Source organism: Pirellulales bacterium (assembly GCA_036499395.1).
Taxonomy (GTDB): Bacteria; Planctomycetota; Planctomycetia; order Pirellulales; family JACPPG01; genus JACPPG01.
The window spans coordinates 25522-42429 of sequence record DASYDW010000019.1 but is presented as its reverse complement, the minus strand read 5'-3'; the positions used below and the strand labels follow the sequence as shown (position 1 = coordinate 42429).

The following is a 16908-nucleotide window of genomic DNA, read 5'->3' as shown; positions in this document are numbered from 1 at the left end:
ATCGAGGTGCGCGAAAATCAGGCCCCTCGCGGGCGAGGAACTACGTTCGGAACCTGTGGCAACTGCTGAAAAGAACGTTTCTGCGGCCGATTGTAGTAGTGCAGTGATACCATGATGGCCAGAACGCATCCCAGGAATTGCACGTTCATCAAGGCATGATCCACGAAGGCAATCGATATCAGCATCGCGGTGATCGCCAGCATGACGGGTTTGGCCGTAGGGTCGGTACACTGCCTGGACATGCGAACCAGCGTGAACAAGAACGTCAAAAACGCGAGAAACGCAAAGAGCCCCGAATTACCCCATATGAACAGGTAATAATTGTGTGGCCCCAGACCGTCGCCAATGGGTACGACGCTATCCATGAAGCGATGGCCGCGTCCGAGAATGGGCTCGCGCATGATGGCTTGCCAGCCGTAATTCCAGAATATCAGGCGGTCCAGGCTCGTCGATTTTTCATCGGCCGCCATCTTTCCTTGCAGCATATTGCTGAACCGAGTGAGACGGAGTGTGCTCTTATATCCTTCGAGCGATGAGCCGGCCCCCGACTTCGGCTGCAACAGGTTGACAAGTATATTGGCCGCGATCGCGACGACCGCCAATGCGATGCCGGCCTGGAGCAAAATGCGCACGCGCTTGGCCGCGATCGCGTACGTGAGAAAGCCGATCGGAAGCAACACCAGTCCGGTGCGTGAAAGCGTCGCAAGAATTCCCAGGATCATGATGCCGCGAATGGCCAGATTCACTGCTTTCGTGCGGAAGGGAAACAAATAGGAGTAGAACAAAAAGAAGCTCAAAGCGTGCGAGCAACTATTGGGATCGACCCAGTATCCGGCACCGCGTCCAATCTCGGCGGAAAACGCTCCCAACCGAGCGCGAAAAACAATTTGAGCAACCGAAAAGAGCCCTCCCGACGCCACGCCGAGCACTGCCAACCTGACCAGCAACGGGATCTTGTCGCGGCTGATGGCGCGCAGCATGAACATCGGCAGGCCGATCAGGCTGATCCACAGCTTGATGATGAGCTGGTAAAGACCTTTGTCCGCAAATGAGGCCAGTCGATCCGGACCCAGGAATCCACCGATCGAGAACAGAATCCAGAGGATCCAGGCGACGACAAAGTAGGAACTGCTGGGCTTTGCCCGCGCGAAGGGGATCACGATCATGGCCGTGAGGACGAATGCCACCGGCTGAATCGGGAGGCCCTGGGTCTTGAGGGAATGCTGGAGCAGTGGAACGCAATTCAGCAGCGTAAACAAGAAGAACGCGATGAACGTCCACTGCGCAATTCCCGGCACGCGCGCATTTGCCGTCGTGCGGCGCCATGCCATTGGGGGCTGCATGGCCATCGCCGGATTAATGGGTGCTGAATACTTGCTCATACAGCTCGTAGAGTCGTTCGACGGTGTTTTCAATCGCGAAACGTTGCTCAGCGATCGCGCGGGCGGTTTGGCCGTGTTGCTCGGCTACCTCGCGGCCATCCATGTATCCTCGCATCGCGCGGGCCAGGGACAAAGCATCGCGAGTCGGCACCAGCGTGCCGTTACGACCGTCTTCGATCACCTCACGCAGGGCCGCGATATCGCAGGCGACGATCGGCAGGCTGGCCAGCGAGGCCTCGATCACGGCATTGGGCAATCCTTCCATTTCTGACGGAAAAACGAACAGGTCGGCGCTGCGTAACAGTTCCGGTACATCGCGGCGCGTACCAAGGAATTGTACTATGGCCTGCAGTTTTTGTTGCTGAACCTGCGCTTCGAGCTGCTGGCGGTCCTCGCCGTCCCCCACGATCGCCAGGCGCCAATCTGGATAATCGGGGCTCAAACGGCCGAACGCGTCGATCAGGTCGCTAACGCGCTTCGTGCCCGTTAAGCGGCCCACCGTGATCGCCAGCCGTTGGTTCGGCGTGATTCCCAGCGAATCACGTAAGGCCTGTCGATCCAATGGATTGCGGAAGCGGGTGAACTCGTGGCCGTTGGGAATAATGGCGATTTTTTCGGGAGCCACGCCCTGCGACGTTAGAAATGCCTGCGAAGAGCGCGAGTTGGCCGTGAACATCGAACAATGGCGGTGGATGGCCCACCGAAAAAGGGGTCCGCGCCAGCGGCTGGACAGCCCAATAGTTCCCTCGGAATACAAAAGGGGCGCGCTCGAGCGATGGAGCGTTCGCGCAAACGCGGCATAGTACAGAATCGATGGCAGAAAGGCATGCCATAGATCGAAATTCGAGCGCGCCAACTCTCGAGCCACGCGCAGGCTGAAGAACGGATCGGCCGCGCGGCGTCGTTCCAGGCAGCGTACTACGATGCCCGCTTCGCGTACAATCGGCTCGTTTTCGCCTCCGGGGAGTAATGTCCAGACCTCGGGCAGAAATCGCGTCTGGTCGATGTGGCGGCAGATCATCGCCACGTCTCGTTCCCAGCCGCCGGTCCTGAGCGTATTGATCAGAAAGAGAATACGTTTGGGCGGCATGCGTACGGACGACGAACTATGAATTTGACGAGTTGCTGGCGACGCACCGACCGGCATCAGGGGACCAACTTTCTGCCGGAATGGTATTCGCACCGCGATGGTGCATAAGGTTCAACCCGCGTTGAACGATGTTCTTTCTCTCAAAGTCGCGTGCTGGCAGCCGGCATGGTTTCGGCGATGATCCGCTTCAACTTGGCTGCCACGATCGAGGCCTGAAACATTTCGACCGCGGCCAGACCGTTGCGTACCAACGTTTCTCGCCTGTGCGAATCATGACGCAGCCGTTCGATGGTTTGCTCGAGCGCGTCGGAATCGGGTTGGTCGATGATCTCCGCGCATTCATGTTCTTTGAGCCAGCGCGTGAGGTGGCAGTTCGGCGGCGTATGCGCCAGGATCGGCCGCATGGCCAGCAAGTTTGGCACCGTGCGAGTCGGAAAAATGGTGTCGTATTCCACTTGGCTCAAGCGGCCCGTTAGGCCGTGCGGTAGTAACAGAATGTCCGCCTGCTGGAGGGCCTCGATCACCTTGTTCGATGCGACGCGCGTGTGCGTGATGCGCGGCCCTGCCACGCCGACTTTGGCGAAGAACCAGTCGGGGGAACCTGAGTAAGTGGTCAAGATGTAGTCTTCTCGCCGGTTCACGATGGCGGCCAGCCGCCGGGCGGCGTCGATATTCGACTCGTTCAGGTTGCCCTGAAAGGCTAGCTTCAAAGGTGTCCCAGGCGGTGGTGCGGGCGCGAATTCGGGGAGCGGAGTGTTGAATGTATGCACCAGCGGCTCGAAACGCACGTTTGAATGAATCTTTTCGTAATGTTCTCGCATGCCCTCGCTCATCACAAACACGACCGGCGAGGAATGAAAAATGCGCGGCTCGAGCCATTGGGCCAGGCGCAATGCCCAGCCGGTGCGGTTTTCGCTATACGTGTTATGCAGATACGGATAGAGCGGCACGCCCAACCGCTTGGCCGCCAGGTAAGAAGCCAACAGGAAGAACTCGTTCGGGAAAACGGCGAGAATCGCGCGGACTTTGCGCTCGCGCCCCACGCGCGTCAGAGTCCGCACCAGTCCCGGCAAAGTAAACCAGCGCATCCAGCGCACAAACCTCTGGCCGCGGCGCGGCCAGGTCCACTCGCTGCCGAAGTATTTGATCTCGGGCAGGGTTGCTGGACGGTCATAATCAGCCAACGAACGCCATCTCTGGCCGATGATCACCATTTCGTCGCGGGCAAACTGCTCGGACAGGCCGTCGACGATCACGGACGAACCGCTCAAGATTGGCGGTACGCACCACGAGGTCACTAGTAAACAGCCTTCCTTGCCAGGCTTCGCGGAGAACTCTTTGGGGATGGGCGCTTGCGCCGCGGTACTGCTGGAGCGGTTGCTCATGTTGATCGAGGGGCTGCTACTCTAACCGGCCAAAATTGGCAGGGCCGCCACGGGCGGATGCACTGCTAGTTTCGCTGCTGCTTCTGCACGGATTCGACCATCTCGGCTACGATCTGGTCCAGGCTGTACGTCAGGTCCCAGCGGGGATAGTGCGCACGCAGCTTACGCAGGTCCGAATAATAACAGATATGATCGCCGATGCGATTCGTATCGCTATACGTGATCTTGGGACGCTTGCCGCTGGCCTTCTCGATCATGTCGATGCACTCGATCACGCTGGCCGCGTTGACACGGCCGCCGCCGAGGTTGTAGACCTCGCCAGGGCGAGGATTCTGCGCGAAATTCCAGAAGGCGTTGATCACATCGTGGCTGTGAATCTGATCGCGAACCTGTTTTCCCTTGTAGCCGAATATCGTGTAAGGCCGCTCGGCCAAAGCCACGAGCACCAGGTAATTGAGGAAACCGTGTAGTTCGACACCGGAATGCGAAGGGCCGGTCAGGCAGCCGCCGCGAAAGACGCCGGTCTTCATGCCGAAGTACTTGCCGTACTCCTGGGCCAGCACGTCGCCGGCCACCTTCGAAGCGCCGAACAGCGAATGCAGGCAGCGATCAATCGAAAAATCCTCGGCAATGCCGTGCTCGTAATGTGGATCGGCGTAATCCCAGCGAGTTTCCAACTCTTTGAGCTGGATGAAATTCGGCCCGTCGCCATACACCTTGTTGGTGCTCATGTGGATGAACACGGCCTCAGGCGAGTGGCGTCGGCATGCTTCGAGCATGTTCAACGTGCCGACGGCGTTTACGTCGAAATCGTCGAACGGGCGCTGGGCAGCCAGGTCATGGCTGGGCTGCGCGGCCGCATGGACGATCAGCTCGTATTTTCCTTTTTTCAGCAGCTCGTCGACCGCCGCACGATCGCGGATATCGAGCTCGTGGTGCTGAAACCTCCGGCATTGCGACGCCAGTTGGTCGCGGTTCCAGGTGGTGTCCCCTTTAGGACCGAAGAAATCGGCCCGCATGTTGTTGTCGACTCCCGATATATCGAAGCCGAGTTGGTCAAAGAACCGCACAGCCTCGGAGCCGATCAATCCGCTGGAGCCAGTGACGAGAACGCGCATGGCATACTTCTCAACGTAGGGCGTGTCAGAGGGGCGATGCTATTGTAAGGTGCGTCTGGCGGTGCGGTAGCCGAACGGGCTGCAGCGAAGACTCGCGGGATCTTGCCGATGTTATTTTTCGTCTTTCGCCGCACGATTGCTGCGGCGGACGGCCAGTTCCCAAAGTTGCTCGGCAGTGCGCACGCCGGCCTGACCGTCCAGGCGATTCATCTGTTGCCGCAGGATGTTTTCTCGTCCGGCGTGGTCGGTCTCGGGCTTTTCGATGTATGTCTTGGCCTGGCGGATAAAATCGTCGATGGTCATCGACTTGGCGATTCCGCCGGTATTCAGGATATGGGCGTAGTGGGTGTAATACATGAAACGCTGCGCGGAAAGCGCGGGGTGGACGGGCGTGTCACCGTCGAAAAATACATTGATGATCGGCGTTCCCGCGCATGCCGCGTCAATGCTCAAGGTCGAGCTGGTAGTAACCAGGATGTCCGCGGCGGCCATCAATTCGGCCAAGTGGATCGCGTCCTTCTTTGGCAAGTCCCACGGAAGTTTCTCGGACTGCACGGGCGGCTCTTCGATGTAAACATCCGGCCCAGCAAGCGCCTTTATCGGTCCCAGCGAACGGCTGTAGTAACCACGCACCACCTGCGGATGTAAGCGAATCCACAGGTAGGGCTTCACGCTGAAAGCATCCGACTTGCACGCATCAACGATCTGCTGAAGGACGTTGCCTTCGTGCGGCAGAATCGCCGGGTTGATCGTTCCATACACGATCAGCGGCCGGCCGGGTGGAATGTTATGCCGTCTGCGCCATGCTTCGCGATCGAGGCGCTCGCGCACACCATGATATAAATCGAACTGCGCCGCGCCGCTCCATTGAATGCGATCGCGCGGGAAGTTGTGATACTGCTCCGCTTCCTCGGCCATCAAGTCGCTCCACACGAGCAAATGATCTGGCCGGGCACCCATGTATCCTTTGCTAGTGAGATTGTCCCACGAGAGCATGACTGTGGCGGTCTCGATACCAGCACGCCGGGCGGCGCGCATCAAGTGCATATCATTGCGATTCAATCCGGGCGTGCCAGTGACCACCAAATCCGGCTGGTAGCGCTTGAGCAATTCGTCGAATTCGCTGCCGGGATAGGCGAACGCTTCTCCCGCCTGGTAGGCACGGCGCAGCGGCGGAATGCGGCCGAGCACGGAATTCACGGCGCGGGCGAACCAGTACCGGCTCGGCCGTTCGCGGCGAAACGCCTCGTTCTTGTGATTCAACGTGGCGCCCAGCGACGGATTCATCAAGAAATATTGCCGCAGGTTGATCAAGTTTGACTCGAGCTTCGAGAATTTCTCCGGCATCTCCTCCAGCGAGATCTGCGGATGAGAGAACTCTTTCACGAAGTAAGGTTCGCGCGCGGCGCCCGAGACGATGACCAGCCGGGCCCCACGTGCCAGCAGGCCCTCGGCGATCTCGGAACGCAGCAGCATCCGCGCCTGGAAGCCGTGCGTGATGTTGAACAGCAGCGTCGGACCGCGGGCGCCGCTGTCGGGCGGCGACTTAGCGAACTGTGACATTGCGGAAACCAAGATTGCAAGCTCCCACGGGAATCAACGGGTCAGGTCGTCTAGACGTTGAACTTGCGAGCCAATGCGCGCGCGCCCGGCACATTACGCGCAAGGCGAACCAACCAGGGATAGGCGGGACCATATTTCTCAGACCGCGCGCGAGCCCTTTCGTAGCGCCCCAGCATGTCGTTCCATCGGGTAGACAGTTCGACGAAGGTCGGGGCTTTGAAGAGGGTCGGAACTTCTGTTTCGATCGGTCGTGGTTCGAGGCAGGCCTGCGAGATACTTACCCATTCGGCGGGCATCCCCAGCGGTCGCCCTTTAACGATGGCCAGCGGATGAAAACCAGAGCACTTCAGCAGAAACGCGAGAGCGCGGCGGGTCCACAGCGTGATGTGCGCAATATTTGCATTCGTGGGTGAAGCGACTTCGGCACAAGGAACGGCGACATACAAGATGCCATTGTCACTGATCATATTGCGAATATGTCGCAGTGACTCACCGGGCGTCAGCAGGTGTTCCAGGACGTTATCGAGGATTACCATGTCTGCCTTCTCCCGTGCCGCAAACTCTGCATCGAAATAACCGTTCTCTACGTCCAGCTTGAAGACATCGCGCGCGTAATTCGCATAGGGGATCAGCGGCTCGACACCGCGCGCGGTGTAACCACGGTCACGGAAGGCCGCCAGGAACGTTCCTTCGGCGGGCCCGATTTCGAAAATGCGCTTGCCGGGAAGCAGTGATTCCACGTCCAAGAGGGTCAATTGGTTCCATTTGAACTCGGTGTCATTACGCTTCTTTCGAAGATGCCTTTCCGGCACCTGGTCCGAGCGAAAGCCGACTTCCTCGGATCGCTGCACCTTCTCATAGAATTTTTGATATTCCGCTTCGTCGAAGATCGGGTACTGCAACAATCCAGAGCAATTGTCGCAATAGTGGTAATCGACGCCGACGCTACGTCCCATCGCTTTGGTGAATCTCTCCAAGGGCGATTGGAAGATGGGGCGGGTTTGATCGCTATGACAAATGTGGCAGCGTGCCATGATTGGCGGTCCTGTAGTTTTTCAGCGAAGAACTCTGCCCGTGTGACAATTCGTTGCCTACCTAAGAATCACGAGAAGATTGACATATTGGTACGTCGCTATTAAGTCTTTGCCGATCTCGCACGCCAGCCGCATTTGAGCAATCGCGCATGACCGACATGAGGCAGAACTCCGAGACACGTATCAGACACCTTTCATAGAGACGAAGAAGTTCATGGAATGCATGAATCAAGCGTCGGCGTGCCGTCGGGCGCGAACCATGCGCAGTTGCTCGCGTAGCCATGAAAGATCCGAGATTTTCAGTCCGAACAGATTCGGGCGGCGCGGCGCAACTAAGCGGCGATAGATGAATACGCTTGTGACGGCGGCTGCCAGGTAAGAAGCCGAGTGTGCCATCGCAGCCCCGGCGGCGCCATACATTCTGATCATGGGGGCGTATAATGCGAATCCAACGATAGCCCCTACCACGACTGCCGTGCCCGAGTGATGCGGGGCGCCCGTACCGGCGAAATATTTGGTCAGCATCTTCGAAATCGTTAATGCGACTGTGCCGACCAACAGGATTGCCAGCGGCTCGGCACTGGCGGCATAATTCGCTCCGTAAAGCAGGCGAATAGCCAAGGGGCCAAAATGCGCGAGCGCACCGCAGGCCAGGGCCATAATCCAGAAAATCAGCCGGTTCAGACGTTCGATCAACTCAGCCTGTTCTTCGGGATTTCGCGCCGCGGCGATTTTGTTGAACAGCACAAAGCCCAACGAATCCGGGATCATCCATAACATTTCAGAAATCACCACGGCTGGGCCGTAGATGCCGAGTACGACTGGGTTCTTGGCCATTCCCAGGACCCATTGGTCCAATCGTAAGTTGGTCGTGACTGCAAGATCCGTAATCCAGGCTTTCACGGCATACTGCCAAGACTCGCGCAGATAGGTCCAATTCAGCGCAAACCTTGGGCGATAGCGCCGTAGTGAGGCAATGAGAATGCCGGTAAATAGCAGAGAATTATTGACGACGATTCCAAACACCGCCCCCTGAACTCCCCAGCCCAAAACCACGACCAGCAGCAACATCGAGAGGCCGGTGCATAGCGACGTCGCGAACATGACGCGATTGTTAAGTGCAAACCAGGAATCCCCCAGCGCCACACGAGTTCCCATGTTGATTGCGCCCTGTAGCGGCAGCGCGATCAGCGCAGGAATGATTAGCGACGCCGGCGTGGCGCTGGCTGTGGTACCCAGCAGCCCTGTCACCCATAGGGTTACGAGTAACAAGGCACCCAGCGTACCCTGCAAGAAGCCGATCGTGATGCAGGTCACGAAGATATCCGCCGCACGAAAACGCTTGCTGGAGATGAAGTAGGTAGCCGAGGCCCCCGAGCCGAGCATCAGAATCGGCAAAGCGAAGCCACCGATCAGCGCCAGAAACCCGTAAATACCGCGGGCGTTCGGACCCAGCACGCGCGCGACCAGGATGCTGGTCACGATGGTCAGCGGGAGCATGACCACGCGTGTGGTGAATATGCTCAGCGTGCTGCGCGCGGACGACACCTTGGGCGCTTTTGCCGCGGGCGGAGTTCCTGCCGAGGCGATGGCGTTGCTCAAGCGTGGCGTTCCTTCTGCCGTTTTTATTCTTGTCGGTCGGCGTCCGACACTGTCCAGGAAATGTGGAACGTCAGTTCGTGGCGCTCGTGGCCAACTGCGCAGCTAACCGACCGGCTAGGAACCGTTCGGTTTTTTCCATCGATTCTTCCGTGCAGCCACCGATGTGCGGAGTGATGATCAATTGCGGATGCGTTCGGGCGTACTCGACCAGCGGATGGCTCGCCATGCCCGTCGATTTTTCGTCGCACAAAACGTCCACCGCCGCGCCGGCCAACCGGCCTGACTCCAGGGCATCGAGCAGCGCCTGCTCGTCGATCAGCTCGCCGCGGGCCGTATTGATGAACCAGGCGCCGGGCCGCATGCTCTCGAACTCGCTGCGACCGAAGAAGCCGTAGGTATCGTCGCACAGATTCACGTGCAGCGAAACAATGTCCGCTTCCCGCAGCAGCTTTGCTAGCGGCACCTTCGTTAATCCAGGGGCAATGTCCTCGGGATCGACATCCGGATCCGTGACCAGCACACGCATGTCAAAGGCCTGCAAATAGCGGGCGACGATATGTCCCAGCCGGCCGTAACCGACGATGCCGGCGGTCTTGCCATACAGCTCGCGTCCTTGAAACGCGTCGCGGTCCCAATTTCCATCCCGCACGTCCGCGGCAGCCGACGGGACCTGGCGCAAAAGTGCCAACAACAGCGACACCGTCAGCTCGGCAGTGGCGCGTACATCCTTCAGGAAATCGACCTCGCCACGCAGCGAAACGATCTGAATGCCGCGTCGGGCAGCCTCGGCCTGATCGATATGATTCAGCCCCGTGGTCGGCGTCACGACGATCTTTAATTTTGGTGCAGCGTCGAAGATTTCAGCATCAATGTGATTTCGCAATCGTACCCACAGCACGTCGACGTCACGGCAAGCGGCCAGAAGCGAGGCCCGATCGAGGTCCGCTTCAACAACTTCGGCCACGCTCCGCAAGGTTCGCAAGGCAACGGGGGAAAAACCACTCGACTCGGCGATGAGGATTTTCAACCCGCTTCGCTCCCGGCGTGCGCCGCGTGATATTGCAACAAGCACTCGACAAGGAACAAATCGAACGGCACGTCGACGTTGCACGACCGCTCGGGCGGCATCAGCCAGGCACGGCAGTCGGTCCCTTTGAAGGAATTCTGATTCATCAGCACGTCACGACGCGTGACGTAAACCGAGCCGTCGCGCAGATAGAGTTTTTGCAGGTCCTGGCGGCGTTGTCCTTCGAACGATTCGGCAAACGGTGGATCCTGCACTCGTCCTTCGGGGGTGACGAACTTCATGCGTGCCGGATGTCGCTCGCCGACGTCGACGAATGAAATTACGGAATCGGCGCCGGTACGATCGAGCAGTTCGATCGCGCCATCGATATCCGAGGGCAGCCGCAGGGGGTTTGTTGGTTGCAGCGTGAAGATCGCGTCGAAATGGTCACCGGCCGCTTCCAAGCGTCGCACCACATCCTGCACGACCGGCAGCGAGGGCGTGTCGTCTTTGGCCAACTCGGCTGGCCGCATGAAGGGAACTTCCAGGCCGAGGTCGCGTCCTACCTGGGCGATTTCGTCATCGTCAGTGGAAAGAACGACCCGCGCCAAATGTTGCGATGCGTGCGCAGCATCGGCCGTGTAAGCGATCAGCGGCTTACCAGCGACGCGCGTGGTGTTTTTGCGCGGGATCCCCTTGGATCCGCCGCGCGCCGTCACGATGCCCAGGACTCGTAACATTTAGCGTGTGGTCTGCCGTTAGTCGTAGATGAAATGCAATCGCTTTTGCACATAGGGCTTCAACGAAGCCAAGCCGGTCGCGATCCGCTCCGACACATGCCCGTCGCCGTACAGTGTGCTGGGGGCGTACCGGCCGTGGGCCAGATGCTTACGCAGCGCGGCCTCGATGGCGTCCGGCGTCGGATCGGTCGGTGCCACGTGGCCGTCGTGTTCGCGCCCTTCCTGCCGGTGGCCGACGAGCACGACCGGCGTGCCGAAGTAACCGGCGTCACGGACGAAGCTGCTCGAGTTGCCGATAGCGCACGCTGTGTTGGACAACACTTTCAGATATTTTTCCGGCGTCAGGTTCGTCAGCGTTCGCATCCAGGTCGTGCTGCGTTTCTCGCGGAAGACGCGAATCGCCTTGCTGATATGGTCCGAGCCGGCGTCGATATTAGGCCACAAAAGCACGGTCTGCGTCTGTAGCCGATCGAGCGCCGTCAGCAGGGCTTCCATCTGCGCCCGCTCGCCACCGAATTCAGTGGTTGTGGGATGAAACAGGACCAGGAAGAACGGTTTCGTCACGTCGATCGTGGCACCACCGCCGCGCGAGTTCACGATCGCCGGATCGAGCGTGCGGTCCAGCGTGCGGGCAATATCGCTCGAAGGGCAGCCCGTGCCGAGGATCGTATCGGGCCGCTCACCCATGCGCACCAGGTATTCGGCCGAACGCTTCGTACTTGGGAAGTGGAAGTGGGCGAACTTGCTGATGGCGTGGCGGGCGCTTTCGTCGATCGAGCCCGACACTTCGCCCCCCTGGATATGCACGATGCACAGATTCATGTAGGCCGCGGCGATCGTGGCGGCCAGGGCTTCGTACCGGTCGCCGATCATCAACACCACGTCAGGCTTCAATCGTTGGAATTCGCTGGAGAATTCCACCATACCGAAGCCGACACTCTTGGCCATCGTCGTGGGCGTCGAGCCTTCCAGTTCCATGTAGACTTCGCCGTCGACATGAAAGCCATCGGCACGCACGACCTCGACCGGTTGCTGGAACCGTTCGAGCACCATGGTGCCGGAACAAACAACCTGCAACTGCAGGTCGGGGTGTTCGGCAATGGCGTGCATGACCGGCTTCAACCGGCCGTAATTGGCACGGTCGACGAGCACAACGCAGACTTTACGTCGCTGGGCGTTACTCAAAATCGTCCTCCGACAAAAGCGTGTCGGCCGCAATGGGGCGTTTCGTGGTCGTTCCAATCACGCTTTGAAAGCGACTGGCGGGTATGCCAGTACCTGGTTTCTTGAAGGCAATGTCTTCGGCTGTGATGCGGTAGCCGGCCGGTAAAGCGCGGGCAGCCACGACGCTCTTGCCAAAGGTGCGCCGTAGCCCGGCCAAATCGTTGGCCATCGATTCCTTGTCGATCGGGTGGGCCAGCGCTGTCTCGATGAAGCGGGTCCCGTCGACCAACTGGCGCAACTCGTCGGTCGTCAACGAGGCCGGGACGTCAGGGCCGAAGCACTCGCGCGAGAAGACAACATGCACTTCGATCAGGTTAGCTCCCAGCGTGATCGCGGACAGCCCGGCGTAAATCTTGCCAGAATGATCCGACAGACCAGCGGGGCAGCCGTAGCGGGTCCGCAACTCTTCGATAACGTTCAGCCCGGTCTTTTCCGGCGGGCAGGGGTAGGCCGTCGTGCATTGCAGCACGGCCGCTGGCGCACCCTGCTGTGTCACGCATTCCACAGCGGCGTCCATGTCGGCCCACGAGGATAGCCCGCTCGACAGCAGAACGGGGCGTCGGGTTTTGGCCATCCTTTCGAGCATCGGCAAACTGCCAACTTCGCCGGCGCCGACTTTCCAAGCCGCCATCTCGAGGCGATCCAGCAGTTCGACCGCTTCTAGCGAGAAGGCCGACGAAAGGAAGATTAAACCACGGTCGGCCGCATGTCGGGCCAGGCCGTGCCATTGGTCGGCCGTAAACTCCATCCGCTTCCAATAGTCATAACGCGTCGCGTCCTGTGGCGAGAACTTGACGCGGAATTGCTCGGATGGCGTCGATTCGGCAGCCGCGATGTGCGTCTGAAACTTGACGGCATTCGCGCCCGTCCGCGCCACGGCGTCAATATAGGCGTGCGCTGTGCCCAGGCTACCGTCGTGGGCTTGCCCGATCTCGGCGATCAGAAAGGCCGGATGACCGGCGCCGACGGGCGTGTCGCCTATGAGGAATGTCGAAGGGGAGTGCGGCACTTGCTGGGCGAGTTTCCGACGCGTAATGACGGCCGGTCTTCGTTATTGAGAATTGGCTCGCTCTGCACGAATCCTGCGTGCCGGCAGCTTGGGTTTTGTTCTACAAGGGTGTTGTGTGCCGCCGACCGATCCTGATCAGCGAGCTAATCGGCGGGTGCGCTTATCACACCAACTGCTCGAGCTGGCAATCATCCACCAGCACCGAAGCGCCTCGCTGCAAAAAATTCACCGCAACCAGCAGCCGTGTTTCGTTCGCGCGGCGAATGACGACGCCTTCCATCCCCGCAAGGGCGCCCGAGCGAATGCGAACGGCCTGGCCGGCTTCGAGCCGTGCCTCGGCGGTTAGCGGCTCGCCCGAGGCGATTAGCTTGTGAATCGCGCGCAGGTCGCGAGTCAGCTCTTTGCCGTCGGCGACTTCCAGGCAGCGCGAGACACAATTGGTCGTCATCGCCGTATGGCGCTGGGCACCATTGCCGTATAGGAACACGTAACCGCCGAACAGCGGAACATGCGAGACGCGCACCCGGCCCGAGGGGGCCCGGCTGCGCTTCGCCACGACGGGGGCATAGAACGAAGTGTCCTGGACGTGCAGTCGGCGCATCAACTGCTTTTCCTGACGTGGCAGGCTGTACAGGGCCCACCAACGCGCGTCGGCGTCGGCGGCCGCGTCGACGCGGTCGAACAGATCAGCAGGGTACAGGCTTAGTTCAGGAGCCAGGATCGGCATTAGTGGCTTTTCACAATTACTCGGGGAGTCAATTCGTCGGGTCCGACGATTCGACCGGCGAAGCTATCCGCAATTACCGATTTGTACGGTCCAAGGAAGCATGGGCTGGACGAAGCGCGATCAGTCGTCGAGAATTGGGCGTCGTGGGAGCTGGATCAGACGCGAGGTCGTGGGCGCGCACTCCGTTCCCGTGGGTGACACTCGTCCCCTAAAAAAATTGATCATCGCTCTTTTCGTACACGCTATTTCGACGCGGTCATTGGTGGCCATTGCTGACCCCGGCCGCGGCTTCGCGCAGTGCGCGAACTACAATGGTAGCTTAGATTACCGACTCGGACGTCGCCGTGTTTCCGGTACTCCCCGGTGCCCCTGAATGGATCAGGGTTCGGGCTGAGAATCGACCGCCGAGACCGGTAGTTTGCAGGCAGCATGAAGTGTTAGATTTCCAGCTTTTAGACTACACATCTGAAACAACGTTGTCGATGGTCCGCACGGCTCTTCCATGCCGTCGTAAGGCCTCGTCGTGGCCGCATTTTGCGCGCAAGACGATTGACCGGCCGCAGCCTCTACAGAGGGGATTGAGACGCTCCTTCGCGGGCGTTGCGAGCGACCAAATGAGTCTGCGCAGGTCGCCCAGCTTGGCGGCCTTTTCCGATTCGAGCCGCGGCCATCGTGCGCGGTGTACACGTAACAATCGTGAGCAACGTCCGGCATGAATCGATTGGCCCGAATGTACTGGCTGGTGCGCGCCGTTGGCTGGGAGAATGTTCCGCGCCGCACCTGGCACGTCCTCAAAGGACGGTTTGGGCTGGATAGCAGCGACCGGCTGAAGCACGAACTCGGCGACGGACATTTTGAACGCGAAATGGTCGCTGGCTACACGCCGGACATGGCGCTGGCGAACTGGCGACGTCGCGCCGAGCGATTCTTTATCGGCCCGACGCAGATCCCGCGACTGCGGCCCGCGTTACACGAGGTCGCGGATGATGCGCTGTGGCAAGAGCGCGTCGGGACGTGGGTCGAATCGTTGCCACGCGGCGAGATGCTGCTCTTTCATCATCACCGGACGAAAGTCGGTTGGCCGATCGATTTCACTCGCGACCCGCTGCATGACGTGCCGTGGCCGGCGGGAGAGACGCGGCGCGACTACCGGCAATTCGATCCCCGCCGCGCGGATATGAAGTGCGCTTGGGAACCGGCCCGCTTCCAGACTGCGCTACTACTGGCGCGGGATAGCGCGCGCAATCCGGCGTCACCGGCCGCCGAGTTGTTTTGGCAAATGGTCGCGGACTGGGACCGGCAAAACCCCTTCGCCGCCAGCGTGCAATGGGTTTGCGGACAGGAGTCGACCGTTCGGCTGTTGTCGTGGGTATTCGCGGCGTGCGCGTTCGTCGATGCGCCCGGCGCGAAGGCCGAGTCTTACCATCGGCTGACGGAATTGGCGTACCTGACGGGCCGAATCATCGAGGACAATATCGTCTATGCCCGCAGCCAGAAGAACAACCACGCGATCAGCGAGGCCATCGGCCTGTGGACATTAGGGTTGATGTTCCCCGAGTTGCGCCGGGCCAACTCATGGCGCGAATGGGGACGGCGCGTGATCTGCGAAGAGGTGGCTCGGCAGATCCAGCCCGACGGTTCGTACGTGCAGCACAGCATGAATTACCACCGCGTGATGCTGGACGATCTGCTGTGGGCCATCCATCTCGGCAGATTGCACGGCGATCGACTGCCGGAAGTACGCGCACCGCTCGCTAAATCGCTCGACTGGCTATTGGTCATGATCGAGCCCAGCACGGGGCAAGCGCCGAACTACGGCGCTAACGACGGCGCCATCATGCTGCCGCTGAGCACTTGCGATTACACCGACTATCGGCCGGTTGCGCAGGCCATGCATTACACCTTGCACGGCACGCGGGCCTTTCCGCCAGGTCCATGGGACGAGCAGATGCTGTGGCTCTGCGGGCCCGAGTCGATGACCGCGCCGGTCGCCGCTACGAACGGGCCATCCAAGGCGAAGCGGCCGGCTCATTTCGAGGCGCCGCAAGGGGGCTATTACGTCACGAGCGGGCCACGTTCGTGGTTGCTAACCCGGATTCACGCTTATCGCGATCGACCTGCGCAGGCCGACATGCTGCACGTCGATCTTTGGTACGACGGCCTGAACGTGCTGCGCGATGGCGGCAGCTATAAATATTACAGCGATCCACCGTGGCAACATTTTTTCGAATCCACGGCCGGTCATAACACCGTCGAGGTTGATGGCCAGGACCAGATGGTGCGCGGGCCGGCCTTCCTGTGGTTTCGCTGGATACAGTCCCGACACCTGGCCTATGCATTCTCGCTGGATGGCCGGGCGACGTTCATCTCTGGCGAGCATTACGGCTATCGCCGTCTGCCGGGACGGGTGGTGCATCGTCGGTCGATCTTGCGCGTGGTTGACTCCTATCTCATCGTTGACGACTTGTTGGGGTCGGGCAGCCATGAACTAGCGTTGCGCTGGAGGCTCGCTTCACTCGACTGGCAACGCGAGAACGACTCATGGCGGGCAACGTCCCGAGGGCAGGAGTTGTCGATAGCCTTGCATTTGCCCGACGGTTTTAAGATCGACTTGTGCCGCGGCGTCGAAGGGGACCAAGCCGAGGGGTGGGAGTCGGAATACTACGCCGAGCGCGTGCCGGTGCCGACATTAGTGGCCCGAGGGAACGGCACGCTGCCCGTCAGACTCGTGACGATCGTCGGCCCCACCGGGCAAGGACTCAGATTGGCCGAGGGGAGTCGACCGGTCGTTAACGGGCGACTGTCGATCGCGGGTGTCGCGGATCGCGGCCTGGCAGAAGAGATCGCCCGGCTGTCACAAGGGGCGGTCGTCGCAAGCTGAAGGATCAGCGAAACGCTGATGAATCTGTGCGGCGATTTCGGTGTCGCTGCACCGCATTTGCGGCTACTGGCAATCGGCTAGCTGTCGCTGTGCTGCGCTTCCGCATTGGCCAGCACTGGACTAATGCCAGAATCGGCATAACCAGAG

The 16908-nt window shown here is 60.0% G+C and carries 13 protein-coding genes; 1 reads left to right on the top strand and 12 read right to left on the bottom strand.

Features of this window, described 5'->3' with window-relative positions:
* Window positions 1-17: 17 nt before the first annotated feature.
* The 12 genes from VGN12_03765 to VGN12_03710 form a co-directional block, all read right to left on the bottom strand.
* On the bottom strand, window positions 18-1382 hold the full coding sequence (locus VGN12_03765; GenBank protein ID HEY4308549.1) for an O-antigen ligase family protein: 1365 nt from the start codon (window positions 1380-1382) through the stop codon (window positions 18-20).
* A complete protein-coding gene (locus tag VGN12_03760) occupies window positions 1357-2472 on the bottom strand; it encodes a glycosyltransferase (GenBank protein HEY4308548.1) in 1116 nt (371 codons plus the stop codon). Before VGN12_03760 ends, VGN12_03765 begins: the two co-directional genes overlap by 26 nt.
* Before the next feature lie 140 nt (window positions 2473-2612).
* The gene (locus VGN12_03755) at window positions 2613-3857 is read right to left on the bottom strand and encodes a glycosyltransferase (protein ID HEY4308547.1); all 1245 of its coding nucleotides are present in this window, start codon (window positions 3855-3857) and stop codon (window positions 2613-2615) included.
* A 65-nt stretch (window positions 3858-3922) separates the two neighbouring features.
* Complete coding sequence (locus VGN12_03750; protein ID HEY4308546.1) at window positions 3923-4975, bottom strand: NAD-dependent epimerase/dehydratase family protein; 1053 nt, start codon at window positions 4973-4975, stop codon at window positions 3923-3925.
* Window positions 4976-5086: 111 nt separating this feature from the next.
* Window positions 5087-6538, bottom strand: a complete 1452-nt coding sequence (locus VGN12_03745) for a hypothetical protein (GenBank protein ID HEY4308545.1) — start codon at window positions 6536-6538, stop codon at window positions 5087-5089.
* A gap of 50 nt (window positions 6539-6588) precedes the next feature.
* Complete coding sequence (locus VGN12_03740; GenBank protein ID HEY4308544.1) at window positions 6589-7572, bottom strand: class I SAM-dependent methyltransferase; 984 nt, start codon at window positions 7570-7572, stop codon at window positions 6589-6591.
* A gap of 228 nt (window positions 7573-7800) precedes the next feature.
* Window positions 7801-9174, bottom strand: a complete 1374-nt coding sequence (locus VGN12_03735) for an oligosaccharide flippase family protein (protein ID HEY4308543.1) — start codon at window positions 9172-9174, stop codon at window positions 7801-7803.
* 70 nt (window positions 9175-9244) lie between these two features.
* Window positions 9245-10201: an NAD(P)-dependent oxidoreductase gene (locus VGN12_03730; protein HEY4308542.1), complete on the bottom strand. Its 957-nt coding sequence runs from the start codon at window positions 10199-10201 to the stop codon at window positions 9245-9247.
* Window positions 10198-10920 carry an acylneuraminate cytidylyltransferase family protein gene (locus VGN12_03725; protein HEY4308541.1) on the bottom strand — a complete coding sequence of 241 codons (723 nt, stop codon included), beginning with the start codon at window positions 10918-10920 and terminating at the stop codon, window positions 10198-10200. The genes VGN12_03730 and VGN12_03725 overlap by 4 nt, the downstream gene beginning before the upstream one ends.
* An 18-nt stretch (window positions 10921-10938) precedes the next feature.
* The gene (gene neuC / locus VGN12_03720; GenBank protein HEY4308540.1) at window positions 10939-12105 is read right to left on the bottom strand and encodes a UDP-N-acetylglucosamine 2-epimerase; all 1167 of its coding nucleotides are present in this window, start codon (window positions 12103-12105) and stop codon (window positions 10939-10941) included.
* Window positions 12098-13153: an N-acetylneuraminate synthase family protein gene (locus tag VGN12_03715; protein ID HEY4308539.1), complete on the bottom strand. Its 1056-nt coding sequence runs from the start codon at window positions 13151-13153 to the stop codon at window positions 12098-12100. Before VGN12_03715 ends, neuC begins: the two co-directional genes overlap by 8 nt.
* A gap of 163 nt (window positions 13154-13316) precedes the next feature.
* A complete protein-coding gene (locus VGN12_03710; GenBank protein ID HEY4308538.1) occupies window positions 13317-13880 on the bottom strand; it encodes a transcription termination/antitermination NusG family protein in 564 nt (187 codons plus the stop codon).
* 712 nt (window positions 13881-14592) lie between these two features.
* On the opposite strand from VGN12_03710, the gene VGN12_03705 reads away from it, so the two are divergent.
* Window positions 14593-16761: an alginate lyase family protein gene (locus VGN12_03705; protein ID HEY4308537.1), complete on the top strand. Its 2169-nt coding sequence runs from the start codon at window positions 14593-14595 to the stop codon at window positions 16759-16761.
* Window positions 16762-16908: the final 147 nt, after the last annotated feature.